This is a genomic window from Chryseobacterium sp. Marseille-Q8038 (assembly GCF_965111995.1).
In genome coordinates, this window is the sequence record NZ_CBCOPN010000001.1 from 2106944 (window position 1) to 2133485 (window position 26542).

21 protein-coding genes are annotated in these 26542 nt (G+C 36.9%); 6 read left to right on the forward strand and 15 right to left on the reverse strand.

All coding sequences use genetic code 11. The features are described 5' to 3' along the window. Nucleotides 1–83: 83 nt before the first annotated feature. The 7 genes from dacB to ACWPWS_RS09840 form a co-directional block, all read right to left on the reverse strand. Nucleotides 84–1553 carry a D-alanyl-D-alanine carboxypeptidase/D-alanyl-D-alanine endopeptidase gene (gene dacB, locus ACWPWS_RS09810; RefSeq protein ID WP_454046352.1) on the reverse strand — a complete coding sequence of 490 codons (1470 nt, stop codon included), beginning with the start codon at nucleotides 1551–1553 and terminating at the stop codon, nucleotides 84–86. A gap of 161 nt (nucleotides 1554–1714) precedes the next feature. Continuing rightward, nucleotides 1715–4162: a replication restart helicase PriA gene (gene priA / locus ACWPWS_RS09815; protein ID WP_454046353.1), complete on the reverse strand. Its 2448-nt coding sequence runs from the start codon at nucleotides 4160–4162 to the stop codon at nucleotides 1715–1717. Between the two features lie 300 nt (nucleotides 4163–4462). After that, nucleotides 4463–5371 (reverse strand): AEC family transporter, encoded by a 909-nt coding sequence (locus ACWPWS_RS09820; RefSeq protein WP_209785278.1) that lies wholly within the window; start codon nucleotides 5369–5371, stop codon nucleotides 4463–4465. Between the two features lie 136 nt (nucleotides 5372–5507). After that, on the reverse strand, nucleotides 5508–7976 hold the full coding sequence (locus ACWPWS_RS09825; protein WP_454046354.1) for a beta-mannosidase: 2469 nt from the start codon (nucleotides 7974–7976) through the stop codon (nucleotides 5508–5510). A 126-nt stretch (nucleotides 7977–8102) separates the two neighbouring features. After that, nucleotides 8103–8765, reverse strand: a complete 663-nt coding sequence (locus ACWPWS_RS09830) for a copper homeostasis protein CutC (RefSeq protein ID WP_454046355.1) — start codon at nucleotides 8763–8765, stop codon at nucleotides 8103–8105. Nucleotides 8766–8785: 20 nt separating this feature from the next. Continuing rightward, a complete protein-coding gene (locus ACWPWS_RS09835) occupies nucleotides 8786–9340 on the reverse strand; it encodes a hypothetical protein (RefSeq protein WP_454046356.1) in 555 nt (184 codons plus the stop codon). A gap of 200 nt (nucleotides 9341–9540) precedes the next feature. Continuing rightward, nucleotides 9541–10536, reverse strand: coding sequence for an isoaspartyl peptidase/L-asparaginase family protein (locus ACWPWS_RS09840; protein WP_209785281.1), 996 nt, complete (start codon nucleotides 10534–10536; stop codon nucleotides 9541–9543). Between the two features lie 149 nt (nucleotides 10537–10685). On the opposite strand from ACWPWS_RS09840, the gene ACWPWS_RS09845 reads away from it, so the two are divergent. From ACWPWS_RS09845 to ACWPWS_RS09860, 4 genes are all read left to right on the forward strand, one after another. Continuing rightward, the gene (locus ACWPWS_RS09845; protein ID WP_454046357.1) at nucleotides 10686–11264 is read left to right on the forward strand and encodes a Crp/Fnr family transcriptional regulator; all 579 of its coding nucleotides are present in this window, start codon (nucleotides 10686–10688) and stop codon (nucleotides 11262–11264) included. 228 nt (nucleotides 11265–11492) lie between these two features. Further along, complete coding sequence (locus ACWPWS_RS09850) at nucleotides 11493–11858, forward strand: DUF3302 domain-containing protein (protein WP_454046358.1); 366 nt, start codon at nucleotides 11493–11495, stop codon at nucleotides 11856–11858. A 5-nt stretch (nucleotides 11859–11863) separates the two neighbouring features. Beyond that, a complete protein-coding gene (locus ACWPWS_RS09855; RefSeq protein WP_454046359.1) occupies nucleotides 11864–13021 on the forward strand; it encodes an HlyD family secretion protein in 1158 nt (385 codons plus the stop codon). A gap of 1 nt (nucleotide 13022) precedes the next feature. Then, the gene (locus tag ACWPWS_RS09860; protein ID WP_454046360.1) at nucleotides 13023–14423 is read left to right on the forward strand and encodes a TolC family protein; all 1401 of its coding nucleotides are present in this window, start codon (nucleotides 13023–13025) and stop codon (nucleotides 14421–14423) included. A gap of 53 nt (nucleotides 14424–14476) precedes the next feature. On the opposite strand, the gene ACWPWS_RS09865 is transcribed toward ACWPWS_RS09860, so the two are convergent. The 6 genes from ACWPWS_RS09865 to ACWPWS_RS09890 all read right to left on the reverse strand — a co-directional run bounded on the left by ACWPWS_RS09865 (nucleotide 14477) and on the right by ACWPWS_RS09890 (nucleotide 21043). Then, a complete protein-coding gene (locus tag ACWPWS_RS09865) occupies nucleotides 14477–14959 on the reverse strand; it encodes a DUF6691 family protein (protein WP_454046361.1) in 483 nt (160 codons plus the stop codon). Nucleotides 14960–14987: 28 nt separating this feature from the next. Further along, nucleotides 14988–15551 (reverse strand): YeeE/YedE family protein, encoded by a 564-nt coding sequence (locus ACWPWS_RS09870; RefSeq protein WP_209785287.1) that lies wholly within the window; start codon nucleotides 15549–15551, stop codon nucleotides 14988–14990. Between the two features lie 10 nt (nucleotides 15552–15561). Further along, nucleotides 15562–16983 carry an MBL fold metallo-hydrolase gene (locus tag ACWPWS_RS09875; protein WP_454046362.1) on the reverse strand — a complete coding sequence of 474 codons (1422 nt, stop codon included), beginning with the start codon at nucleotides 16981–16983 and terminating at the stop codon, nucleotides 15562–15564. 83 nt (nucleotides 16984–17066) lie between these two features. Continuing rightward, nucleotides 17067–17861 (reverse strand): sulfite exporter TauE/SafE family protein, encoded by a 795-nt coding sequence (locus ACWPWS_RS09880; protein ID WP_454046363.1) that lies wholly within the window; start codon nucleotides 17859–17861, stop codon nucleotides 17067–17069. Nucleotides 17862–18128: 267 nt separating this feature from the next. Then, the gene (locus tag ACWPWS_RS09885) at nucleotides 18129–18770 is read right to left on the reverse strand and encodes a Crp/Fnr family transcriptional regulator (protein ID WP_454046364.1); all 642 of its coding nucleotides are present in this window, start codon (nucleotides 18768–18770) and stop codon (nucleotides 18129–18131) included. An 8-nt stretch (nucleotides 18771–18778) separates the two neighbouring features. Beyond that, on the reverse strand, nucleotides 18779–21043 hold the full coding sequence (locus ACWPWS_RS09890) for a glycoside hydrolase family 20 protein (protein ID WP_454046365.1): 2265 nt from the start codon (nucleotides 21041–21043) through the stop codon (nucleotides 18779–18781). A gap of 232 nt (nucleotides 21044–21275) precedes the next feature. Here ACWPWS_RS09890 and ACWPWS_RS09895 point away from each other — a divergent pair, with 232 nt between their 5' ends. Next, nucleotides 21276–22091: a DUF4197 domain-containing protein gene (locus tag ACWPWS_RS09895; RefSeq protein ID WP_309511476.1), complete on the forward strand. Its 816-nt coding sequence runs from the start codon at nucleotides 21276–21278 to the stop codon at nucleotides 22089–22091. A 1005-nt stretch (nucleotides 22092–23096) separates the two neighbouring features. Here ACWPWS_RS09895 and ACWPWS_RS09900 read toward each other — a convergent pair. Further along, complete coding sequence (locus ACWPWS_RS09900; protein ID WP_002980639.1) at nucleotides 23097–23750, reverse strand: CoA transferase subunit B; 654 nt, start codon at nucleotides 23748–23750, stop codon at nucleotides 23097–23099. A 124-nt stretch (nucleotides 23751–23874) separates the two neighbouring features. Between ACWPWS_RS09900 and ACWPWS_RS09905 the strand changes: the two genes are divergently transcribed. Then, a complete protein-coding gene (locus tag ACWPWS_RS09905; protein ID WP_454046366.1) occupies nucleotides 23875–25677 on the forward strand; it encodes an ABC transporter ATP-binding protein in 1803 nt (600 codons plus the stop codon). Nucleotides 25678–25727: 50 nt separating this feature from the next. Here ACWPWS_RS09905 and ACWPWS_RS09910 read toward each other — a convergent pair whose 3' ends face one another. Beyond that, nucleotides 25728–26429, reverse strand: a complete 702-nt coding sequence (locus ACWPWS_RS09910) for a CoA transferase subunit A (RefSeq protein WP_105683707.1) — start codon at nucleotides 26427–26429, stop codon at nucleotides 25728–25730. Between the last annotated feature and the right edge of the window lie 113 nt (nucleotides 26430–26542).

The window sequence follows — 26542 nt, forward strand, 5'->3', positions numbered from 1 at the left end:
GTTTAGAAAAATTTAATCAAATATAAAAAAAACCTTTTAATCAATGATTAAAAGGCCGTTATAATATATAAAATAAAAAATTTTTAAAGATCCAATGCAGGTTCAAGAATTTTCTCCATTCTTTTCTTCACCATATCTACAGATCCTGAATAGTTATTTACCATTAAAGAGAACACTAATGTTTTCCCGGAATTTGTTTTCAGATATCCTGCCAATGTTTTTACTTTATTTAAAGTTCCTGTTTTAGCAAAAACCTGTCCGTTCCCTCCTACATTAAACATTCTTTTTAATGTTCCGGATTGTCCTCCGATTGGCAGAGAAGTGAGATAAGATCTGTAATATTTCTGATCCATTAAAGAAGTAAGAAACTTCACCTGAGAAATTGGGGTTACATTATTACTTCTTGAAAGCCCGCTTCCATCGATATAGTTAAGACCAATCATATCAAATCCTGCATCTTTCAAGTGATTGGTTACTACAATTTTCCCTGATTCTGAAGTCTGGTCACCCATTCTCTGATATCCTACCGTTCTCAGCAAAGCTTCTGCCAATGAGTTATCACTGTGCTGATTGGTATAATAAATAATATCATTCAAAGTAGGTGATTTATATGCTGAAAGCATTTTTCTTCCTTCCGGAGCTGCATCTGTCATTTTCGGGGTTACTTTTCCGGTAACAGAAATTCCGCTTTTCACCAATGTTGTTCTGAAAGAGTTGGCAAGGTAAGCCGGAGCATCAGGAAGTTTGGTAGTTAAAACTCCGTTTCCTTCATATTTGTCAGCATATACCATCTGATGGTTGTAAGGAGAAACGTAGAAAAACTTCTTTTCTGTAGAGAAACCTCCTTTTTTAACAATCAGTTTTTCGTTGGCCGGATTGATATCGCGGGTACTTCCTGCAGGCAGATAGTAATTATTGTTTTCCAACCATACAACATTTTCCGGAAGCACTGAAATATTGCCTTTGAAAAGCGCTGTCTGAATGATAATATCACCATTTACCTTTTTAATTCCCTCTCTTGAAACTCCGCCTACGAAATCTGAAATAATATCTCTATAAGAGGCCGCTCCTGCTTTGTTTGTTCCCAAAGAAGGGTCACCACTTCCTATCACATAAAGATTTCCATTCAAAACTCCATTTTCATCTATAGTTCCTGAGTACTCCAGTTGCGTCATCCAACGGTAGTTTTCCCCCAGCATATTTAATGCCGTTTCCGTTGTAAGGAGCTTTGTTGTAGAAGCAGGTACTAAAGGAGTATTTTCATTGTACGAAGAGATTACCTTCTTCGTTTTCGGATCGTACACTACGAATCCCCAGGTTGCATTTTTCAGCACAGGATCCGCCATCATTGTGTTTACATTAATGTCTACCAGTTCTTTTGCTGACAAAACAGTTTTCTCCACCATCGTACTTACGGGTGATGGCAGGTTTAAACTGCTTTTCTGATTGTCATAATTCTGAGAATAAAGAACGGTAGAAACGGTAGATTGAGCCAGGAAAAGACCAGAAGCCAACACCGCCGCACTTGAAATATATTTTCTGAAATTTACCATCTATCTTCTTTTTGTTCTATAGTTTTGACTCTATAAAAAATGACAGGTTAAATCATCCAATAAAAGAGCCAAACACTTAATCAACGTCCAAAAGTAGAAATTATTGTCATATAACGGACCACCGACCTGTTATAAAAGAGTGTAAAGTTTGTTAAAAATTGTTAAAAATCTACAAAAACATCTTTTTTAATGCTTTGATAAGCAGTGATTTCATCAAATTCTTTCAAACTAATCAAAACCATGTTTTTAAATTTCTCATAGTTTTTTCCACGGGGAAGCTTAAGCATAATCTGGAACTGATACAGATTATTGAGCTTTGCAATCTGAGCTCTTTCCGGGCCTAACACACAATCTTCCGGAAGGTATTTTCTGAGGATTGAACCCAGAAATTGAGACGCACGATCTACTTTATCTTCCCTTCTGTGCTTCATTTCAATCATAATCAGCTTGGTAAATGGCGGATAATGAAATTTCTGACGTTCTGTAAGGATATATTTATAGATCTTCGCAGGATTGTTCATCTTGATCAGCTGAAATACAGAATGATCAGGATTGAAGGTCTGAATAAGGATTCTCCCTTTTCCGGAAACCCTTCCCGCTCTTCCTGAAACCTGTGTAATCAATTGGTAAGCTCTTTCTTCTGCTCTGAAATCCTGTACATATAATAAGGAATCCGCTTTCGGAATTGTAACCAGCTCAATATGATCAAAATCAAGCCCTTTGGAAATCATCTGTGTTCCTACAATGATATCTGTTTCTCCATCTTCAATCTTCTCATAAAGCTTTTCGTAGGCAAATTTTTTACGCATAGAATCTACATCCATTCTGTCTACTTCATTTTCAGGAAACAGTTGGGTAACTTCCTCATGAATTTGTTCTACTCCAACTCCTCTTTCATTCAGCTTTTCAGAATTGCATTTCGGGCAGGTTCTCGGTTTTGAGGCTCTTTGTCCACAATAATGGCACTTCATTTCATTGGCCGCTTTGTGATAAGTCATTACCACATCACAATTGGAGCAATAATTTACGTAACCACAGCTCTCGCATTCTATGACATTTGAATAGCCACGACGATTGTGCAGAACGATCGCCTGATTCTTTTCATCTACGGTTTTCTTTATTTCTTCAATAAGCTTCAGGGAGAAATTTCCTGAAACCTTTTTTGATTCCAGGGCTTCTTTGAAGTTGATCAGTTCATATTCCGGCAGATTGACATTCCCGAATCTTTCATTCAGGAAAACATATTTCATTTTATCTTTCCGGGCTCTGTAATAGCTTTCAACAGAAGGTGTTGCAGAGCCTAAAATCACTCCTGCATTGTAAAATCCACCCAAAACCAATGATGCATCCTTAGCATTAAAATAAGGAGAAACTTCTCTTGGTCTGTACGCAGAATCATGCTCTTCATCCACAACAATGAGCCCAAGGTTCTGATAAGGTAAAAACAGAGCATTACGGGTTCCTATCAGAATACGGATATCATTCTGCCTGATTCTTCGCCACACTTCTACTCTTTCAAAATCAGTCAGTTTCTGATGATAAAAACCAAGCTGTCGGCCATATTTTTTTTCTAATCTCTGGGTAATCTGTTTGGTGAGAGAAATTTCAGGAAGCAAGAACAGAACATTTTTTCCGTCACGGATGCATTCATCAATTTTCTCTAAATAAATATGAGTTTTCCCTGAGGAAGTCACTCCGTGAAGCAAAACATTCTTCCCTTCTTCAAACGCTTCATCAATCTCAGATTTTGCTGTTTTCTGCTGTTCTGAAAGTTCTTCGAGTTCTTCAATTTCTCCTTCATAGCTTTCAATTCTGTCTTTCTGCATGTAATATTCCTCCACAAGACCTTTATCTGCCAAAGGTTTGAAGTGAGAGCTTCCGAAATAACCATCTTCAAACAGCTCCGATTTTTTAATAGGAACATCCGGCTTTTCTGTCTGCTTTTCCAAAATAAGAAGGAAAAGATCTTTCTGTTTTTGAGCCCTGTTCAGTTTTAAAAGAATGTCTGTAAGATTCTGATTGACCAAAACCTCATCATCGATTCTTACATAAGCAACTTCCTTCGCTTTATACTTTTCAGCAACTTTCTCATCAATCTCAATGTACTGAAGGTCAATCAATGAATTGATTGTTTTAATAATATCCTTTTTAGGAATAAAAGCTTCAATATCCGTGAGATTAATCAGCTGTCGCACTTCCAGTGCCTGAATTAGGTACATTTCGTTGACATCCAGATTTTCAAAGTCTACAACGACTCCAGGTTTTAATTTTAAATAGGTTTCACTCTCCAGTTTTAATGAAGAAGGAAATGAAAACCTGTAGATTTCTCCCAGACTGCACATGTAATATTCCGATAGCCAATTCCAGAAATCAATCTGCTCTTGAGGCATAATGGGTTTATCATCCAACATGCTGATGACTTCCTTTGCTACAAAGTTTTCCGGTGCGTTATCATGAAGCTCAAATACAATTCCCGTATAAATCTTCTTTCCTCCAAAAGGTACCAGAACACGCATTCCAGGTTGGATTTCAGACATCATTTCTTCAGGAACTTTATAGGTAAAAGATCCTTTCAGGTTCAGGGGTAAAACAATTTGAGCGTATTGCAAGGGAAATATTTAAAGTGTAAAATTAGATTTTTCCTGAGAGAACTGCAACTTTACAGTAGTTCTTTCGTGCTATTTAACAGTGCCAGCAACCCTTGTCAGAAAAAATTCAATAGGAACGGACTTTAGTCCGTTTAATTAGTAATCAAAATCTCAATCGGCTTTAGCCAAAACATGGTCTAAACACAATGTTTGCAAAGATATGATGAATCGTTTTAATTCGTTCGCAAGGGCGTTCCACTCAGCAAAGATATCCCTCCAAAACAACAAAGAATGTCCATATTAATAAACGATGACTAATCATTAAAAAAGCAGTTCAGTCATCTCATACCAAAATGCAGAAGTAAAAAATCCGACAATAATACTGACTCCAATGATCAGGTTGGTGAGTTTTGTATTCAGCCTGAACTGTTCTGCAATGATGCTTGAAGTAACAAGTGTAGGCATCGCCGCTTCAAAAACAGTAATTTTTGCCACATCTCCTTTTATTCCCAATAACAGAGCCATTCCCAACACAATTGCAGGGGCAAGAATCAATTTATAAAGCATCGACATTGACATCTGAGGAATCAGTTTTTTCCATCCATTGAATTTCAGCTGTAATCCAACAGAAAACAAAGCTAATGGGCTTACCGTAGCGGCTAATTTATCAAAAAACGGTTCTGCAACAGTAAAATCTATAAACTGCGATAATACAAGGGCGGAAATACAACCTATTAACGGAGGAAATGTCACCAGTCTTTTTAAAATAAATAAGGCACTTACTTTTCCTGATTTGCTTCCGCCTTTTACGGCAGCAATAATTCCGAGTGTGGAAAGGGCAAAAAACATGGTCTGATCACAGATAATCGCAATACTCAGCAGACCTTCCCCATAAAAAGCACTGATTAACGGGAATCCTATGAATGAAGTATTACTGTATCCGCTTGCCAGTTCTAAAGTACTTCTGGACCGCCTGGAATACCCTCTGCTTTTGCTGTACAACATCATAAAGAAGAAACAGAACACAGAAATTAAAAATGTGGCTGCAATGGGAAACAGCATTTCTGTTGTCCATTTTACTTTAGGCAGATATTTAAACGAAACTGCCGGAAGAGCAAGATAAAGAATCCAGGTGTTGATACCTTTATGGGCATCGGGGTGGATAGATTTTGTTGCTTTGAATATCATTCCTGCAATGATACACACTGCAATCAGAACAAAATTTACCATAACTATAAAGAAATATAGTGCAAATTTACGGCTGATTTTTGAGTTGGAAGGGTAAAATTTATATTTTTTTAGGTATAAAGCATGTCAAGGTTTAAAACCTTGACATGCTTTGGCTACTTCAGCACTTTAAAAAAGTTTAATCTTTCATCACATCCCAAAGACTCATCACTTCAACGTCTTGCAAAGGTTTTGAAAGAGTGATTCTTTTGGAGGTTCCCGGTAACAGATCAAAGAAATTATCACTGAAGTGAGTATCTCCGATAAGGTAAACATCTTTTGCCAAGATGTCCGTTGATATTTCAATTTCGGTGGGTGAAATTTTTCTGATTTTAATTTCAGGTTTTGAAAGCTTTAGATCTTTAGGCTTATTGAAAAAGAACAGCTTTTCAAATGTTGTATCCTTATCAGAACTTATTTTTAAAACAACTCCGGACAAATCAAACTGAGCGAGTTTTGATTTACTGATGCTTCTAATTTTCTTACTTACATCAGCATTAATATCATCTGACTGAGTGGATTTCCAAAGTGTTTTTCCTTTAAAATCAATCAATTCAAATTTTGTATCAAGCTTTAATGTATTCATCAAATCACTGATCAGATAAACATCATAACTTTTATCGGTCTCAGCTATTGATACCAACACAGGTTCAAAACTTCTTTTTGCCTGATAATGGAAGGCTTTCCAGTTTCCGAGATAATCAATGGAAGACCATGAAACCACTGGCCAGCAGTCGTTGAGCTGCCAATACAACGTTCCCATATTGTATGGTTTTGCGCGGCGGTGAGCTTCAATGGCAATCTGCATTCCTCTTGCCTGCAAAAGCTGTGAAACATAATTATATTGTACAAAATCCGTGGGAATTTTATAATCACGCTTCAGATATTCATTCATAATATCCCAGCCTCTTGCATGTTTTTCATGAGCTTTAATTGTTGGATTTTGAAGGTTTAACTCCGGAGTTCCTGAAAACATAGATTTTGTGGTTTCAAGGCTGGGTGTGCCCTGAAAACCATATTCCGACATGAAACGTCCTACTTTCTCGTTGTAAATCTCAAAGGGCTGTTCACCCCACCAAACACCCCAATAATGGGAATCTCCTTCTGTAAGGCTTTCTTTATGTCCCCAACCGATGGATGGAGAGCTTGGCCAATATATATTTTTATCTGATTTCAGGTTTTCTGACAATGCATTGGGAATGACATCATGGAACAACTTTTTATAGTCTTTCCAAACCTGCAATGAGTCGTCTTTTGAATATTTGAACTGTTTTTGATATCCCCAGTTGACTATAGCTTCATCAATTTCATTATTTCCGCACCACAAAGCAATTGACGGATGATTCTGAAGTCTGTTGACCTGATCTCTTACTTCCTCTTTTACATTATTTAAAAAAGCTTCATCTGCCGGATAAAAACTTCCTGCAAACATAAAATCCTGCCATACTAAAATTCCGTTTTCATCACAGGCTTTGTAAAACTCATCATCTTCATAGATTCCTCCGCCCCAGATACGGATCATATTCATATTGGCATCATTGGTATCTTTGATCAGCTTCTGATATTTTTCTTTGGTCATTCTTGGTGAAAAACTGTCTCCGGGAATCCAGTTGGTTCCTTTGATATACAATGGCTGCCCATTCACTTTAAAGTAGAATGACTTTCCTTTTTCATCTTTTTCCTGTACCAATTCTACCGTTCTTAGGCCTATCCTGATATTTTTACCATCAATATTTTTCTGATCTTTTGAAAGTTTTACTTCGAAATCATAGAGGTTGGCTTCCCCACGGCCGTTAGGCTGCCAAAGCTTCATTCCTTTCGTTTCATAAGGAACCGAAATTGTATTGATTCCTTTTTTTAAAACTATTTTTTGGTGGATTTTATTAAGATCCAATGTGTAATCACCCGCATTTTCAGCATAAATTTCTACGTCAAAACGTAAATCATTAATAGCTTTAGAAGTTGTGTTCTGAATGTCTTTAACCGTAATAATTTTGGCATTATTCCAGAATTCCAATTGAACATCTTTCCATATTCCTGCAGTAACAAGCCTTGGTCCCCAATCCCAGCCAAACTGATATTGTGCTTTTCTCACAAAACTTCTTGGTGATTCCGGCATGGTAAACGGAACTTTTTTAGCCAGTTCTTTTCCGGTATTTACGGCAGATTGAAACTTTACCTGTACGATATTATTACCTGCTTTCAGATATTTTTTCACAGGAATATTCCACTTCCTGAACATATTATCTGTTTTCTTTAAGAGCTTACCGTTAAGATAAATTTCAGAAAATGTATCCAGTCCATTAAACACCAAATCAATATTATCATTTTTCAGTTCCTGAGATGAAATCATAAATTGAGTCTGATAATCCCAATCTTCATTTTCCACCCATTGTACTTTCTTTTCGTTTTCATCTTTAAAAGGATCCGGAATAATCTTGTTACTGATTAAGTCCAGATGCACTGTTCCCGGAACTTTTGCGGGAAGCCAGTTTTGATCTTTTGAATTTCTGAACTGCCAGTTTTCAGAAGACAAATTTCTTTGGGAAAACTGTGCAGAAAGGATGTTCTGTGTGAAAAGGAAAGCAAAAAGGATCGTTCTATTCATCAATAAATTTGTTTTGTATCATTACAATACCAGTGATTTTGTCATTCCGAGGAACGAAGGAATCTCTATCTTATTAATTTAGATTCCCGCTACGCCTGGAATGACAAGCTGAGCGTATATCATTTATTATTTACTCTTCAAAGCAACTACTTCATCCGGATTCGCAAAAGCTCCTCCATCAGTAATGGCTGAAGAATGGAAGTAACCGGCTTTTGTAGATGCTCTAATTCCTTCAATATTGGATGAACGAAGTCCGCCTCCAACAAGTATTTCTATTCTTCCATCGGAGAGCTCAACCAGTTTCTTAAGATTTTCTTTTCCTTCAGATACATTAGGTTTCTGGCCGGAAGTAAGAATGGTAGAAAAACCACACTCAATTACTTTTTCTAAAGAGTCTTCAAGACTTGCAGCACGGTCAAAAGCACGGTGAAAAGTACATGGAAGCGGGGATACCAATGCTACCAAAGTTTTATTCTGCTCCACATTCACCTCATCATTTTCATTCAGAATACCAAATACAAAACCATCTGCATGTAAAGATTTTAAATGAACCAGATCATTTTTCATCTGTTCAAATTCTGAATCTGAATAGGTAAAATCTCCTCCTCTGGGGCGGATCATCACAAAAATCGGGATAGTAATTTTTTCGCGAAGCTGTTTCATGGTCTCAAAATCCGGAGTTGTTCCGCCTTCACTGAGACCATCACATAACTCTATTCTATCTGCCCCGTTTTCAAAAGCAATTATTGCTGACTCAGGATTAAAACACGCTATTTCTATTTTTGACATTATATGGTATCTATTTAATTTTACTTTGGCTCATCTTGCAAAACATCTGCAATCAGAAAAGAACCGTTTTCTTTAACTACTTTTATTATTGATGGATATTTCGCTTTAAAACCATCATCCTTCAATACTACATGGAAAATATATTCATCTTTTGAAGAAGATTTTAACTCACAACTTTTGACTTCAATAGTATTCCAATCCTGCGCTGAGATTAAAAAACCAACACCAATTCCTGCTTTATTGGTATCAAACTTAGACTTCCATTTATCCTGAAATTCTTTTTCGGTAAGGCTTCCGTCTACATCCATATCAACATTTGTAGCATCCGTTTTATAATCGAAGTAGTCTTTGGTTGTGATCTTCTGCATATTCTTTTCCTCACTTCCGATATCAGCTTTGAAATAATCTACAATACTCTTCTTCAGCCATTCCCGCGCTTCTTCAGATTCATTGGATTCATAATTCAAAACTACTTTTTCCTTTATCGGTTTCGGTTCGGCAGTTGTTTTCATCTCCTTCTTCTCTTCTTTGCATGCGATCATCAGAAAGAAGGAAGCGATAATTGTTCTTTTCATATTTTGTTGTATGTTTTGGCTAAAGCCAATAGGTGTCGTTGATTTGTTTAAATGGACTAATTCCTATTAATTTGCTATTTTTTGTTGGAATAACGCAAAGGCACAAAGATTTTTCCTGTAGCATTCTTTTTGGGCGCAAGGATTTTATCTCCGATACAATTTATTTATAACTCTGGTTATTTATTGCCTTTATTATACAATTATTTCAAAGCAAATTCCGGTGTTTCAAGGCGGTTCCCTTTCTGGTCATATACCGCAAAGTTGAATCCGTCCTGAATACAGTAAGATCCATATTCTCCTTTTTTATTGATAGCGATAAAACCCACCTGGATATCTTTTAGATTTTTGTTTCTTCGCTGATTGATTTTTACAATCCTTTCCACGGCTTCTTTACAGGCTTCCTGCGGATTTCTGCCCTGTCTCATCAACTCCACTACAAGATGCGTTCCCACTGTTCTTATCACTTCTTCTCCATGGCCGGTTGCTGTAGCTGCTCCTACTTCATTATCTACAAATAAACCCGCTCCGATAATTGGAGAATCTCCTACTCTGCCATGCATTTTGAAAGCCATTCCACTCGTTGTACAGGCTCCGGAAAGGTTTCCTTGCGCATCCAAAGCAATCATTCCTATAGTATCATGGTTTTCAATATTGGCGATAGGCTTATACTGACTGGTTTTTAACCATTCTTTCCATTCTTTTTCAGATTCCGGAGTCAGAAGATTTTCTTTTTTAAAACCCTGTGAAAGGGCAAACTGCAGTGCTCCATCTCCTACGAGCATAACGTGTGGTGTCTTTTCCATTACCGCTCTGGCAACAGAAATTGGATTCTTAACATGTTCCAGACATGCAACAGAACCGATATTGTAATTTTCATCCATGATACAGGCATCCAGCGTGACTCTTCCATCTCTGTCCGGACGGCCTCCATAGCCTACACTTCTTTCCTTAGGATCTAATTCTACGAGACGAACTCCTTTTTCTACGGCATCCAATGCTTTTCCTCCTTTTCCAAGGATTGTCCATGCTTCTTCATTCGCCTTTAATCCAAAATTCCAGGTAGAGAGTACAATAGGTTTGTTGATGATTTTTTTATTTTCAGGCAGCTCCCCGGCCATAAGATCTAAGGGATTAATGGTAAGTGCTGCGGTGGCAATTCCCAGTTTTTTAATAAAACTTCTTCGGTTATTGTTCATTGTATGTAAGAATTATTTAATACAAAGCAAATATCTAAAAAAAATTCATTGAAAGTCTTATGCCTTTTTCACTATTTTTTCTTTGTTATTTTTTATTATTTTTATAATGGTTATTTTAATTAATATGTATGTTTAAAACCTTTAGAAAAATGGATTGCTTTAAGGAATTATCGGATGAAGAGATCCGGGTCCTTACAAGCATAAGTACTCCAAAACTTCTTAGAAAAAAAGAAAAACTTTTAGAACCCGGTCAGCCATTTAACCATTTATTTATATTGACCAATGGTCTTCTGAGATTTTTCTTTGACGATGAAAACGGAGTTGAAATCAATACTTTCCTGCCCTCAGAAAAAGAGGTTGCCTTTATGGAGAGCCCGGAATCATATTCCCATGAAGGCACAAAAAAGTATACCATACAAGCTGTGATTGATTCTCAAATTATTCTTTTTAATAAAAGTGAATTTGAACAGATTGCATTTCAGCACAAAGGAATTTACAAGCTGTATTTAAAATCTTTAAAACAGATTATCAGCATTTTATCTGCACGAACAGAGCAATTTTGTAAGAGTTCGCCGCTTTCCCGTTATGAAGATTTTCTAAACAGCCACCCGTTCGTCTGTCAAAATGCAAACAGAAAGTATATTGCTAATTTTTTAGGGATCACTCCCAATTCTCTTTCCCGTATTACTGCCCGAGACAATAAAAAAAAGAATCAAGGAAAAAAATAACTTAAGAATATTTTTAATTGTTTTGTTCAATATAATTTTGTCCGGTCAAAAAACTTGTTCTTCATCAATAAAAAAACCAAATGAAAAAAAACACAATCATCTTCAAAGCATTTCATCTTATAGAATAGTCTTTACCTCTTAACAGGATTAATATATGATCTTCCGGATATTCATTACGGATTGAATCTGTATTTTCTTAAGTCAACATTTTATTACCATTTTATATTTATGCAAAGAATAATCACCATTCTCTGCCTGTTACTGACATGCAATTTTGTTCAGGCATCTACAGGCAATATTGAAGACAAAATAGCAGACGGGGCATCCTGGTTAATCTTACTGGTATTACCTATTGCCGGAATTTACCTTTTCTGGAAAGTTCACATTTATCCGGAAAAAGTAGCGGAGGAAAAAAATCATCCTCAGCTGAAAGCCATAAAAAGTATGTGCCTCCTTTCCCTTGTTTTTGGAGGCCTTTTATGGCCGGTAGCCTTAATCTGGGCCAACTATGAATACGGAAATCAGGATACTCCTAAAAAAGAAACGGAAAACACAGATTTTACCGAAGAAGAAGTTAAACCCATTGAAAATTAAAAAACATGCTGGAATTACTAGTCGCAATATATGCCGGAATATGCTGGCTCCTTATTAAAAAATTAAAACTGATCCCGTGGACATTTACTACACAGGTAATCGTCTATTCATTGCCTATCTTCGGATCTATAGCTTTAATATTAAGTCTGAACTACTTCTGTCCTATTACTTCAGATGTAAAGGTAGTAAACCGAAGTGTGGATATTACCACTCAGGTTTTAGGAAAGGTAAAGAAAGTATATGTGAAGACCAACCAGGAAGTAAAAAAGGGAGATACTTTATTTGTAATTGACAGAGAGCCTTATCTACAGGAAATTAAATCACTGGAAGCTAAACTGAGCAGTATGAAAGCTACGGTATATTCTTATGATGCAGACATTTCGGCTTCCAGAAAAAATATTTCTGCCTTACAGTCACAGCTTGATCTTGCCAACAAAAGAGTATCCCAATATCAGGAGCTTGTACAGGCAGGAGCCGCCAACAAATTTGATTTTGAACAGGCTGTAACCAATGCGCGTGATCTGCAATCCAGAATCAGTGCAGCACAGTCGCAGCAGCAGTCTTTGGAAACAAAATCCAATGCCTCTTATGATGGTGAAAACTCATCTGTTTCTGAGATTCATGCCAAGCTGGACCAGGCAAAATGGAATCTTTCCCAAACCGTTGTTCTGGCTCCTACCGATGGTATAATTCCCAATGTTCAGCTGAATGAAGGGGCAATTATGGCGCCTTTCAAATCTGCATTTGTTCTGATCCAAAAGCAGCAGTCAGTCATTGGATTTTTTGCTCAGAACGAGCTGGAATCGGTAAAAAACGGAAATGAAGTAGAACTTGCTCTTAAAACAGAACCGGGAAAAGTGGTGAAAGCCAGACTTGAATATGTAATTGATGCTACGAGTCAAGGAATCATGAATAACGCTGGAGGAATGCTGGGCGGAAACGGTTCTACAGCAGGACTTCCTGATACGGCAAGGCAACTACCCGAGACTGATGGAAAACTTATTGCCAAGTTTGTACTGGAAGACAACCAAAAACACCTTACAGTGGGAGCAAGAGGAGCAGCAGTGATCTATTCTGATCATGTTAAACCTCTTCATCTTATCCGAAAAGTAATGGTGCGTATCAACAGTAAAATCAACTTCCTGATTCCAAAACTTCATTAACATGTATAAAAAGTTAATTTTATTAAGCACACTTGCTGTAAGTTTAAGTTCGTGTATCGGTTATAAAGAAGCTACAAAGGAAAACATAGATGAGCTGAAAGAAAAGAGTGAAATTGCTTCTCATATACAAATTCCGGATGACTGGATCTTTGACAGAAAAGCGAATTCAAAATCAATTTCCTATGACTGGATCAATGATCTTAAAACTTCTCAACTGGAAGCCTTGATTAATGAAGGAATGTTGCATAATGCGGATCTGATTATTGCCCGGGAAAAGCTGAATCAGGTTGAATTGGCGATGGAAATTGCAGGAAGTGATTTGTATCCTAGCGTAAGTGCTGTTGCCAATACTTCCAATAATCTGGTCAGTGGCAGCCAGATTCAGCGTCTTGCCTTAAAAGCCAATTGGGAAATTGACCTTTGGGGCAAAAATAAATCTTCACAGATGGCAAGTACCAGCAGTTACTTTTCTGCAAAACATCAGAACACCCTACTGCATCAGTCTATTGCAGGGATGATCGCCAAGGCTTATTTTCTGAATATTGCAGGAAACATCCAGGAAGATAAGATTGAAAGCTACATTAAGAAGACCAAAGACCTGGAAAAGCTTTATATTATTCAAAAGAAAGTAGGAACGGCAAATGCGCTGGATATTTCCAATATCTCTGCAGAAATTATTTCTCTGCAGGGCTATCTTGAAAAGATTAAAAATGCCAATATGCAGTCCAGAAGATCCCTGGAACTTCTCACCGGGAAATATCCGGAGGGAAAACTTACTACCCAAAACTCTTTTAACCCTGTAAAAAGTAGTATTCCTGAATCTTTTCCTCTCGAACTTTTGGAGAACAGATCAGACATACAAGCCAGTCATTTTCAGATCGAAAAAGTTTTCTACGAAGTACAGGAGGCTAAAGCAGCAAGGCTTCCTTCCATAAGTATAAGTTCCTCACTTGGGAGTGCCGGAAGTAATGTGGAAGCTATTAATTCTTTATTTTCCAATCCTTTGTTAAAAGTGGGTGGAGGATTAGTTTCTCCGCTATTCAATGGTGGAAAGCTTAAAAAGAATGTGGAAATAAAAAACTCTCAGCAGAAACAGGTTGTTGAAGAATATTCAAAAGCGGTTCTGAATGCGTTGAACGAAGTGGAATCTTCATTAGCCAACCTCCGTTCTATTGAAAAACAGATGAATTATACTACTAATGCTGTCAATGAACTGAAAAACAACATTAATCTCACTGAGAAACAGATAAAGGTAGGTACCAACAACAGTTTTGTACTGATCCGTAAACAAAGAGACCTTTTGAAAAATGAAATGAACCTCATCAATCTGGAACTTCAGTACAGAATAGAGCGTATAAATCTTTATATGGCTTTAGGTGCGGAGAACTTCATTTATTCATAGTTTTATACTCGAAAGGACTGCAGATTATTTTCTGCAGTCTTTTTTGTAAAGAATTAATGAGGCAACTTATCCCTGAAATATCCATACACCCATGTTCCGGCAACGGCACTCAACAAAGTAACGGATACGGCTAAAGCTCCTGTTCCGATCTGAGCAAAAAGAGGTCCGGGACAGGCTCCTGTAATTGCCCAGCCAAAACCAAATATCAATCCGCCGTAGATCTGGCCTTTATTAAACTTTTTTGGAGTAAGCGTAATGGGTTCACCATAGATTGTTTTTATCTTGAATTTTTTAATCAGCATTACTGAAATCATTCCTACCAAAACAGCACTTCCGATAATTCCGTACATATGGAAAGACTGCAGGCGGAACATTTCCTGTATCCTGAACCAGCTGATGACTTCTGCTTTCACAAAAATAATCCCAAAAATAATCCCAGCAGCAAGGTACTTCAGGTTATGATACCATTGATGAGTAAGGGTGCTTTCGTTCACACATACCATATCCCGATTGTGTCTATCTTTTTCTTTTATCATGATATAAACTTCTCTTTTAAAATTACAGTTATAGGGAAAGTATGACTGGCAGAATAATATTAGCCATTAAAAAACCACCGATCATAAAACAGATTGTAGCTACCAAAGAAGGCCATTGTAAGTTGGAAAGTCCCATGATGGCATGTCCGCTGGTACATCCTCCCGCATACCTTGTTCCAAAGCCTACCAAAAATCCACCTGCAACCATTATGAGAAATCCTTTCAGGGTCAGTAGGTTTTCAAAACTCATGAGCTGTACCGGAACCAGATGGCTGTAATCTGTAATTCCATAGCCTGCCAATTCTGTTTTCAGGTCTGGATTAACGGTTATTTCTGCGGGATTGAGTAAAAAATTGGCAGCAATCATCCCTCCGAAGAAAATTCCCAGCACAAAAAATAAATTCCAGGCTTCTTTTTTCCAGTCGTATTTGAAAAAATTTACATTGGCAGGTATACAGGCTGCACAGATATGCCTCAGTGAGGAACTGATTCCAAAGGATTTATTTCCCATAATCAATAAGGCAGGAACAGTAAGTCCAATCAAAGGGCCGGCAATATACCACGGCCAGGGTTCTTTTATAATCTCCAGCATTTTTTATTTTTTAATCTAATGTATTTAAAATTTTAGTCTGACACACAAAATCACTTTTAGGTATAGCGGTAGATACAATCGCTTTAAAGCCACCTTCAATTTCTGAAAAATTTCTGTATCCTCTTGCCTGAAGAATGCTCGCAGCCATCGTACTTCTGTAGCCGCTTCCACAATGCATGTAGAAATGTTCCGACGGCTCTATCTTATGAATCCACTCGTTGATCAATGCCAAAGGTTTGCTGTAAGCTTCATGAATATGTTCTGCATTGTACTCACTTTCTTTTCTTATATCAATTATTTTTGCTTTTTGGGTTTTTATTTCGGCTTCAAACTGCTCTGCAGAAATACGGTTTACAACATCTGTTTCTTTTCCAATCTTTTCCCATGCTTCAAAACCTCCTTCCAAAAATCCTAAAATATGATCAAATCCTACTCTGCTCAAGCGGGTTACAGCTTCTTCCTCTGTTCCTTTTTCAGCAACCAGAAGGATGGGTTGATTTACATTGGCAATCAAAGCGCCCACCCATGGGGCAAAGTCACCATCCAATCCTATATTGATGGATTGAGGAATAAAACTTTTGGCAAATTCACCGTTGCGTCTTACATCTAAAATCAAAGCTCCGGAAGCCTCTGCAGTTTCTTCAAATTGTTCCGGAGTAAGAGCATGCAAACCTTTTGAAAGAACTTCATCAAAACTGTTGTATCCTTTTTTATTCATCATTACATTCATCCCGAAATATGCTGGTGGAGGTAAAAGTCCGTCAGTCACTTCTTTTATAAAACTCTGTCTGTTCTTTTGGTTCAAAGCATAATTCGTTCTTTTCTGATTTCCCAATGTATCTACGGTTTCCTTCTGCATATTTTTACCGCATGCTGAACCGGCTCCATGTGCTGGATAGACAGTAATCTCATCCTGTAAAGGCAAAATTTTATTGTATAAACTATCATATAAAAGTCCTGCCAGTTCTTCCTGAGTCATATGAGCACTTTTCTGTGCGAGATCCGGGCGTCCCACATCTCCAAGAAATAAGGTATCACCACTAAAAAGGGCTTTTTCAATTCCATTTTCATCAATCAACAGGTAACATGAGCTTTCCAACGTGTGTCCCGGGGTATGAAGAACTTTGATTGTAATATTCCCTATTTCAAAGATTTGTTGATCTGCTGCTATTACAGCATCAAATTCAGGATTCGCTGTCGGTCCATATACAATTGGAGCGCCTGTTTTATGGCTTAAATCCAGATGACCGCTGACAAAATCAGCATGAAAATGAGTTTCAAAGATGTATTTCAGTTGTACTCCATCCTCTTTCAATCTGTTGATGTAAGGCTGTGTTTCTCTTAACGGATCAATAATGGCGGCTTCTCCGGCTGAAGTGATATAGTAAGCACCTTGTGCAAGACATCCTGTATAAATCTGTTCTATTTTCATTGTATTTATTTTTGATTGTGTTACCTGATACAAATCTCCAGCTTTCTTTTTTCCTCTACAGCTACTTTTGTTACATAAGAAAATTAAAGGAAGATTTCTTTCGTAATAATATAAATACCCGTCATCAGGATAAACCATCCGAATGCTGGTTTCAGTTTTTTACCCTCTATTTTTTTTGATAAGTGTGAGCCGATTACAATTCCTATAATAGCAATAGCAGTGATAGAAACCAATAGTTTCCATTCTATTTTCACATGGTTTACTGAAGAAAAAAAACCGATCAGAGAATTGACAGAGATGATAACTAAAGAAGTTCCTATTGCCGTTTTTATCGAAATTTTTAAAAGATTTACCAATGCCGGAATAATCATAAAGCCACCTCCTGCTCCCACCAATCCGGTTAAAATACCAACTATCGAACCTTGTCCTGCTGCAAGCAAAACATTATTCTTATGCGTCGTATGATGTAAAGAGTCTTTGGAAGTACTTTTTCTTATCATTTTATAAGAAGCAAGAATCATTAACCCTGCAAAAATCAAGAGTAAAAAGATATTTTTGGTAATGGTGAATTTCTGTATTTGGAATACCTCATCAGGAATTAAAGGAAGTAAATATATTCTGGTCAGAAAAATAGAAATAACAGAAGGAATTCCGAATATCAATGCGATCTTAACATTGACTAATCCTTTTTTTAAATATGAAAAAGATCCCACCAGACTGCTTATTCCCACAATAAAAAGTGAATACTCTGTTGCCAGAAAAGCTTCGACACCAAAGAGATAAACGAGAACGGGAACGGTGAGAATACTTCCTCCACCCCCGATTAAGCCTAAAGAAACCCCAATTAAAACGGCTGCTGCATATCCTATAATTTCCATTTTGCTATTCAAATAATTCTAAGGCAAAAATGGGAATGTGAAAGAAAATCTACAGCTACTTTTGTTACATAAGGAGATTTTTTAACACAAATGAGCACAAATAGGTTCACAAAGGACACAAAGAAGTTAGAGTAATTTCTCTTCTTTGAGATTGCTTCACCTTCGGTTCGCAATGATCGTTGACCACCCCGTCAAAAATTCTTTGAATTTTCGCCACCCCTCCGAGGGAGGGGAATATGAGTACCTTTGATTGAAGTGAAGTGAATGTTATGAGTTCAGGGTTTTCAGGAGAACGATTTTGTTTCTTCCCAGCTTGAGTTTTCCTTCTTCCTCCAGCTGTTTTAAAAGTCTTGATACCACTACCCTTGCTGTTCCCAACTCATTGGCAAGTTGCTCATGAGTGGTATGAATGGTTTCAGAGCCTGTAAGCTCAGATTTTTTCTGCAGCAGATTAAGAAGTCTTTCGTCTACTTTTTTGAAAGCGATGGCATTGATGATATCCAGGAGTTCTTCAAATCTTTTATGATATAATCTGAAAATATAATCCAGCCATTCCGGATGTTCTTTGATGAATAAAGAGACTTTGTCTACGGGGAGAAAAAGGATTTCTGCGTCTTCTTCAATTTCAGCTTTTACAATGCTTTTTTCATTGTGCATCCCACCCAGAAAAGACATGATACAACTTTCTCCTGCTTTGATATAATACAGTAAAATTTCACGTCCGTCTTCTTCTGTTCTGATCACTTTCAGCATTCCCTTCATCACGATAGGAATAGAACGGATGGAAGCATTTTCATCTAAAATAATATCTCCTTCCTGATAATTTTTCGTTGTACCATACTGATACAGTTTTTCTACCAGTTCCGGTGATGAGGAGAATTCTGAAGAAAGTAAGGTCTCGTCCTGCATTTTTTATTCTAATTTACACCAATTTCATCAACAAACAACCATGCTTTGGAATCTGCTCCGGGATTTCCGGCCGGAATAATACCTGCATTTTCAATATTTACTTTCAGGTATTTTGCATTCTGTGCTCCTACATTCACTTTGATTTTTCCGCTGGTATTTTGAATTTCTGCTGCCCCTATTTCTTTGATCAGTTTAAAATTCCTGTTATCATCAGACACAAAAATCTTTGCCGATTTGGCAAGATGAATCCAGCTTCCTTTATTTTCAAGGGTATTGAAATAAACTTCTGAAAAAGGTGTTTTCTGGCCAAAATCAATTGTTGCCACTACATCTTTTCCCTGAAACCCCAGCCATGTTTTACCCAGTTGTTTTACATTTCCGATAATACCATCTACTAAGGTGAAAGCTCCTCCAAAAGAATAATTTTCGCTTGGCTGTTGTTCAAGAGTTATTTTTTTCCCTGTTGTCTTTGAAATGGTAAATTGTTGTACAGACACGGCGCTTTTCAGCTGACCCTCTTCAAAATAAGCCGATTTAATGGTTAAAGAATTAGGAATCTGAACAGCATTCTGATAGGTTTCAGAATTGATGGAAGGATTTGTTCCGTCCAGTGTATATCTGATTCCGTTTGTGTTTTGCGAGGTTGACAATTCGTAGGCAATTCCAGTATTGGAAGGAATTACTTTTCCGGTGATATTATAAATACTTCTGGCATAATTTACCTTCATATCATCCAGAACTTTAAACTGGTTGATCACTCTGTTTTCAAACTCTTTATAATTTTTAGGATCTGATGTTCCCCATCCCACTTCAGAAAGCGCCATTAATCTTGGAAAAATCATATACTGTACCTGTTTGAAATCTAAAATATATTCTGTCCACAGATTAGCCTGAACTCCCATGATGTATTTAGCCTGTTCTGCATTCAGTTCGGAAGGAATAGGATTATAAGAATACACTTTTTCCAAAGGAGTAAAACCACCAAAAGCATTAGGCTCAGATTGGGGATCTCCCTGATAGTGATCAAAATAGCAATAGGCTCCGGGTGTCATTACGGCAAAATGTTTTGATTTTGCAGCTTCAATACCTCCGTTCACCCCTGTCCAGCTCATTACCGCAGCATTAGGAGCTAATCCGCCTTCTAAAATTTCATCCCAGCCAATAATTTTTCGTCCTTTGCTGTTGACATATTTTTCAATCCGATGAATAAAGTAGCTTTGTAAACCATGTTCATCTTTTAAATTATTTTTCTTAATCAATTCCTGGCAGTGTGTGCATTCTTTCCATCGTGTTTTCGGGCACTCATCACCACCAATGTGAATGTATTGGGATGGAAATAATTTGATTACCTCATCCAAAACGTTTTCCAGAAAAGTAAAGGTCTCATCTTTCGGACAGAAAACATCATCAAAAACACCCCATTTTGTAGCAGATTCAAAAGGACCTTTGGTACATGCCAGTTCAGGATATGCTGATAAAGCTGCCAATGCATGTCCTGGCATTTCAATTTCCGGGACCACTGTAATATGTCTGTCCTGAGCGTATTTTACCACTTCTTTTATTTGTTCCTGAGTATAAAAATACGGTCCGTAAGGTTTTCCGTCAAACATATTGTCAACATAAGCCCCAATCATGGATTCTTTACGTTTTGAGCCAATCTGAGTAAGCTTAGGATATTTTTTGATTTCAATTCTCCATCCCTGATCATCTGTCAAATGCCAGTGGAATGTGTTTAATTTATACATCGCCAGATAATCAATGTACTGTTTCACTTCATCTACGGTGAAAAAGTGGCGGCAAACATCCAGGTGCATTCCACGCCAGGCAAACTTTGGCTGGTCTTCAATCTTCATTGCCGGAATTTTCTTACTCTCTTTATATTGTTCGAAAATCTGAACCAGTGTCTGTAGCGCCAGGAAATATCCCTGTTTCGTATAAGATTTTACATGAATTTGGTTGGGAGAAATTTCTATAGAATAATATTCTTTTTTCTGTTCAGCATCAGCCGGAGAAGACGCAGGAATTATAGAACTTGTTAAATGAATACCACCACTCTTTTGAGCATATTGAAATTTTAACTGAGGCTCTATTCGTTTTTTGAAATATTCTGTTTCCTCTTTTGGCAGATCACCACTTAATACCAATGTTTCCGGAAGTATAAATTCTCCCTGTAAAAGTTGAACTTTTTGAGGATAAGGGATTAGATTTAATTTATTCTGGGCTAAAATCACGTTTGAAATCAATACAAAAAACACTAAAAAAGTCCGTATCATTGAATATGGTTAAGGTTTGAGCTAAGATAATTATTTTTCAAAACTCTTTGAGTCTTTTTAAAAACAAAATTTACCCCTCTTCATTATTTGAGTATCATGAAACGGATAATTTACCGTTATTAAAACACTATTATAGAAATTATTCTCTTATATCTCGTGCATCATGGCTTGTTTTTTGATAAACCTACACCACTTAAAAAAATTAAATGGTTTAAATTTGTAAAAAACTACGATGAAAAAAAACATTTTTCTGGCAGCAGCATTATTATTCTCAATGTCCACACAGGCACAAATTTTTGATATCATAAAATCTGCCGTTAAAGATAAAACAGGAGTAGATCTTAATGTTCCGGTAAAAAATACGGGTACTGCAACTTCTCCTAAGACATCCACTACGGTATCCGGTTCCAACAATTCATCTGCAGGCCTTGGAAACCTTACTTCTACCCAGATTTCCTCAGGATTAAAAGAGGCTTTAAGTATGGGAGTAACAGATGGAGTAAAAAAACTGGCCGTAACGGATGGTTTTTTCAAAAATGAAGCTGTAAAGATTTTAATGCCTGAAAAATTAAGAAAGATCGACACTACTTTACGTTCTATAGGAATGGGAAGTCTTGCTGATGAAGGAGTAAAATTACTTAACAGAGCTGCTGAAGATGCCGTAACTGAAGCCGCCCCTATTTTTACAAATGCTATTACCTCCATGACGATTACGGATGCCAAAAATATTTTATTAGGCAGTAATAATGCTGCAACAAGCTACCTTCAGGGAAAGACTCAAACTCAGCTTTTCAATGCTTTTCAGCCTAAGGTAAAAGCTTCTTTAGGAAAAGTAGGAGCTGATACGCTTTGGAAAAATCTGATTTCAAAATACAATACTTTTACAGGGCAGGCTGTAACAACAGATCTTAACGAATATGTTACCACAGAAACCATCAACGGAGTATTTAAAATGGTAGCAGATAAAGAGAGCGGAATCAGAAATACCCCTGCAATGAGAACAACAAGTATTCTGCAGAAGGTATTTGGAGCTCAGGATGGGAAATAAATAAGAAGTTAGAGGTTAGAAGTTAGTTTGACATGCTAACCGTTAAGATATAAAAGCTGTTTCATGATGAAGCAGCTTTTTTTGATTGTAATTTCTTTTGTCTTGAAATCGAAGATTCGACGTAGTCAAACAAAAGAAACAAAAATTCACGACTGGGAGTTCTCCGCTAAAAATAAATCCTGTTCTCTAAAAATTCTAAACTTGCGCGAAATCATTATTTATTAATCAGTTCTGAATTGGTCTCGCGCTTCGCACAGGAGAATTTTCTTAACGTTCACAGAATTTATTTTTTTAACGCTGCGTCCTATATCGTTTTTAAAGTTATTTTTAGAACTATTTGTCTGAACTTAAATGATAAAGGCTCTGTTTTTTATTGTCTCACTTTCTTTTGTCTTGAAACAAAAGAAACAAAAATTCAAGACTGAGAGCTCTCCGCTAAAAATAAATCCTGTTCTCTAAAAATTCTAAACTTGCGCGAAATCATTATTTATTAATCAGTTCTGAATTGATCTCGCGCTTCGCACAGGAGAATTTTCTTAACGTCCACAGGATTTATTTTTTTAACGCTGCGATCTCCTATGTCGCTTTTAGGGCAGCTATAGAAAGATTTGTCAAATTTTAAAGAATTCATAGACTGTTTTTATAATGAAGCAGCTTTTTTTGATTGTAATTTCTTTTGTCTTGAAATCGAAGATTCGACGTAGTCAAACAAAAGAAACAAAAATTCAAGACTGGGAGCTCTCCGCTAAAAATAAATCCTGTTCTCTAAAAATTCTAAACTTGCGCGAAATCATTATTTATTAATCAGTTCTGAATTGGTCTCGCGCTTCGCACAGGAGAATTTTCTTAACGTTCACAGGATTTATTTTTTTAACGCTGCGATATCCTATGTCGCTTTTAGGGGTAGCTATAGAAAGATTTGTCAAATTTTAAATGGCAGTTTCCTATATTGTAAAAAGTTTCGGCCTCACTTTGTGAGGCCGAAACTTTTTATTTATCATCAGATTAGAATTGCATTTCAGGAATTTCACCTTCAATAATCAGATCTGCTTCTGTAGCTTTGATAATATCTTCTACTGAAACTCCCGGTGCTCTTTCCACCAGTTTAAATCCTGCCGGAGTTACATCCAGAACAGCTAATTCAGTAACCACTTTTTTCACACAGTTTACTCCTGTTAAAGGAAGTGTACATTTTTTAAGGATTTTACTTTCTCCTGCTTTGTTTACGTGCATCATTGCAACGATAATATTTTCTGCAGAAGCTACAAGATCCATTGCTCCTCCCATTCCTTTCACCATTTTTCCAGGAATTTTCCAGTTGGCAATATCTCCGTTTTCTGAAACTTCCATAGCTCCAAGGATGGTAAGGTCTACTTTCTGACCACGAATCATCCCGAAACTAAAGGCTGAATCAAAGAATGAACCTCCTTCCAGAATAGTAATGGTCTGTTTTCCGGCATTGATGATATCCGCATCTTCTTCTCCTTCGAAAGGGAAAGGTCCCATCCCCAAAACTCCATTTTCACTCTGGAATTCTACGGAAATACCTTCCGGAACATAGTTGGCAACCAAAGTAGGAATCCCAATTCCCAGGTTTACATAATAACGATCTTTCAGTTCTTTTGAAATTCTTTTGGCAATTTGTTCTTTTGTAAGCATAATAAAAACTTAGACTGCAATTTAATTATTTTCACTTGAATACAAAAGAGCTTTGTTGTGTTCAATAATTAACACTGTTAGTTAAAATAATATCTGTAATTTTGTTCCATTATTTTTTAATAGAATGAAAATACTTTTTAGATATCTTAAACCTTATCAGTGGCTGATCATTATCTCTTTATTCTTAGCTACTGTTAACCAGGTTTTCTCTTTGTTTGCCCCGGCTATCACAGGAAATATCCTTGACCAGCTGGTTACCCATCCTAACTTTTTTGATAAAGAAAAACTATTGCCCAGAAACCTGAATGAGTACTTGTACGGAAGTTCTGTATATCATGGAGCTTTTTACTTTTTAGGATTACTTATCGGAACGGCAATGGTGAGTAGAATTGCCAAAGCTTTTCAGGATTATGTGGTAAGTGTGATTACCCAAAAGTTTGGCGCAAAAATATTTACTGATGGCTTAAAGCATTCTATGGCACTTCCTTATCAGGAATTTGAGGACCAGAGAAGTGGTGAAACCCTGTCAATTTTAACGAAAGTAAGAGAAGATACGGTAAAATTCATCACTAATTTCATCAATATTTTCTTCGGAATTCTGGTAAGTATTATTTTCGTTTCCGTGTATGCCATCCGTTTGCACTGGTCTATTATGCCGGTTTATATCTGTGGAATTTTCTTTATTGCCATTGTTACCAATTTACTGAGTAAAAGGATAAAGGTTATTCAGAAAAATATTGTTACTGAAACCACAGCTCTTGCCGGAAGTACTACGGAAAGTTTAAGAAATATTGAAATTGTTAAAAGTTTAGGATTGACTAATCAGGAAGTAATCCGTTTAAACAACAATACTTACAAGATTCTGGGTCTTGAACTGAGAAAAGTGAAAAGCATCCGTTCTTTAAGTTTTATTCAGGGAACGATGGTCAATTTTCTTCAGCAGATGATTACCCTGACGTTATTGTATCTGATTTTTAAAAATATTGTTACACCGGGTCAGTATCTGTCACTGATGTTTTATGGTTTCTTTATTTTCGGACCCATGCAGGAGATCGGAAATATTATTATTTCTTATCGTGAGGCAGAAGCGTCTCTTCAGAATTTTGACCGTTTGATGAAAAAAGAGGTGGAAGAAAAGCCTCTTCATCCAAAGCAAATTGGTGCTATTGAGGAACTTGAGTTTAAGCATGTTTCTTTCAAGCATCAGTCTGCCCAATATAAAGCTTTAAATAATATTTCTTTTGATCTCAAAAATGGAGAGACCATTGCTTTTGTAGGACCAAGCGGCTCCGGAAAAAGTACATTGGTAAAATTACTGGTGGGATTGTACAGACCTCAGGAAGGGAATATTTTGTATAACGGAATCAATGGAAAGGAATTTGATTTTGATGAACTGAGAAATCAGATTGGTTTTGTAACACAGGATACTCAATTATTTGCAGGAACAATCAAGGAAAACCTTCTTTTCGTTAATCCTTCAGCTACTGAAGAGGAACTGGCGATGGCTTTACAGAAATCAAGCTGTACTGCATTGCTGGAAAGAGCAGAAAAAGGAATTGAAACGATGATTGGTGAAGGCGGCCTGAAGCTGAGTGGCGGTGAAAAACAAAGGATTGCTATTGCCAGAGCTCTTTTAAGAAAACCTCATTTGCTGATTTTTGATGAAGCTACTTCTGCACTGGACAGCATTACTGAAGAAGAAATTACCACGACTATCAAGGACATTTCAAAAGAAAGAGAACAGATTACTGTACTGATTGCCCACCGTTTAAGTACGATCATGCATGCGGATAAAATTTATGTTCTTGAACGCGGACAAGTTGTAGAAACAGGCTCCCACGCCAATCTCATTGCTGAAAAAGGACTTTACTACGCCATGTGGAGACAACAGATCGGAGAAAGAAAAACACTGACTCCTCAAGCATAAAAAAAGCGCTGAAAATATTTTCAGCGCTTTTTATTTTTATTGTTTTGAACTTATTCTTTAGTTCTTACAGTTCTCTGCTCAATTCTTTTTTCAAATTTTTCTCCCTGGAAAATTCTCTGAATCATGATTCCCGGAATATGAATCTCATTTGGATCTAATTGTCCTGGTTCTACCAGTTCTTCTACTTCAGCAATGGTAATCTTTGCAGCTCCTGCCATCGGATGGTTGAAGTTTCTTGCCGAACCTTTGAAGATAAGGTTTCCGGCATGGTCTCCTTTCCATGCTTTTACGATAGAAAAGTCTGCCTCGTAAGCGTGCTCCAGGATATGAGGTTTTCCTTTGAATTCTTTCACTTCTTTTCCTTCTGCTACTTCAGTTCCATACCCTGCAGGGGTATAAAAAGCTGGAATTCCTGCCTGAGCAGCTCTGCATTTTTCAGCCAAAGTTCCCTGTGGAGTAAGCTCTACATCCAATTCACCTGAAAGCATCTGTCTTTCAAATTCAGCATTTTCACCTACGTAAGAAGAGATCATTTTCTTAATCTGTCTTTTGTGAAGCAGTAATCCTAATCCGAAATCATCTACTCCCGCATTGTTTGAAATACAAGTCAGATCTTTCACATCACTTTCTACCAAAGCATTGATTGAGTTTTCAGGGATTCCGCAAAGTCCGAATCCGCCAAGCATCAGTGTCATTCCATCCTGAATTCCTTCGATGGCCTCCTTTGCATTTTTTACTCTTTTATCTATCATGAAATATTAGATTTTTCTGTTGGCTAAATTTAATAAATTTTCTTGTATATCCGATGAACGGAAACCCTCCTGAATTTCGTGCTTTTATAAATATCTTTTTTTCAACATTTAAA

Coding starts and splice junctions, on each gene's coding strand:
- dacB (WP_454046352.1), bottom strand. CDS start 1,553: ATGGTAAATTTCAGAAAATATATTTCAAGTGCGGCGGTGTTGGCTTCT.
- ACWPWS_RS09900 (WP_002980639.1), bottom strand. CDS start 23,750: ATGCTTACAAAAGAACAAATTGCCAAAAGAATTTCAAAAGAACTGAAA.
- ACWPWS_RS09830 (WP_454046355.1), bottom strand. CDS start 8,765: ATGTCAAAAATAGAAATAGCGTGTTTTAATCCTGAGTCAGCAATAATT.
- ACWPWS_RS09840 (WP_209785281.1), bottom strand. CDS start 10,536: ATGAACAATAACCGAAGAAGTTTTATTAAAAAACTGGGAATTGCCACC.
- ACWPWS_RS09880 (WP_454046363.1), bottom strand. CDS start 17,861: ATGGAAATTATAGGATATGCAGCAGCCGTTTTAATTGGGGTTTCTTTA.
- ACWPWS_RS09855 (WP_454046359.1), top strand. CDS start 11,864: ATGCTGGAATTACTAGTCGCAATATATGCCGGAATATGCTGGCTCCTT.
- ACWPWS_RS09825 (WP_454046354.1), bottom strand. CDS start 7,976: ATGAATAGAACGATCCTTTTTGCTTTCCTTTTCACACAGAACATCCTT.
- ACWPWS_RS09910 (WP_105683707.1), bottom strand. CDS start 26,429: ATGATAGATAAAAGAGTAAAAAATGCAAAGGAGGCCATCGAAGGAATT.
- ACWPWS_RS09905 (WP_454046366.1), top strand. CDS start 23,875: ATGAAAATACTTTTTAGATATCTTAAACCTTATCAGTGGCTGATCATT.
- ACWPWS_RS09835 (WP_454046356.1), bottom strand. CDS start 9,340: ATGAAAAGAACAATTATCGCTTCCTTCTTTCTGATGATCGCATGCAAA.
- ACWPWS_RS09850 (WP_454046358.1), top strand. CDS start 11,493: ATGCAAAGAATAATCACCATTCTCTGCCTGTTACTGACATGCAATTTT.
- ACWPWS_RS09820 (WP_209785278.1), bottom strand. CDS start 5,371: ATGGTAAATTTTGTTCTGATTGCAGTGTGTATCATTGCAGGAATGATA.
- ACWPWS_RS09870 (WP_209785287.1), bottom strand. CDS start 15,551: ATGCTGGAGATTATAAAAGAACCCTGGCCGTGGTATATTGCCGGCCCT.
- ACWPWS_RS09885 (WP_454046364.1), bottom strand. CDS start 18,770: ATGCAGGACGAGACCTTACTTTCTTCAGAATTCTCCTCATCACCGGAA.
- ACWPWS_RS09860 (WP_454046360.1), top strand. CDS start 13,023: ATGTATAAAAAGTTAATTTTATTAAGCACACTTGCTGTAAGTTTAAGT.
- ACWPWS_RS09895 (WP_309511476.1), top strand. CDS start 21,276: ATGAAAAAAAACATTTTTCTGGCAGCAGCATTATTATTCTCAATGTCC.
- ACWPWS_RS09875 (WP_454046362.1), bottom strand. CDS start 16,983: ATGAAAATAGAACAGATTTATACAGGATGTCTTGCACAAGGTGCTTAC.
- ACWPWS_RS09845 (WP_454046357.1), top strand. CDS start 10,686: ATGGATTGCTTTAAGGAATTATCGGATGAAGAGATCCGGGTCCTTACA.
- ACWPWS_RS09865 (WP_454046361.1), bottom strand. CDS start 14,959: ATGATAAAAGAAAAAGATAGACACAATCGGGATATGGTATGTGTGAAC.
- ACWPWS_RS09890 (WP_454046365.1), bottom strand. CDS start 21,043: ATGATACGGACTTTTTTAGTGTTTTTTGTATTGATTTCAAACGTGATT.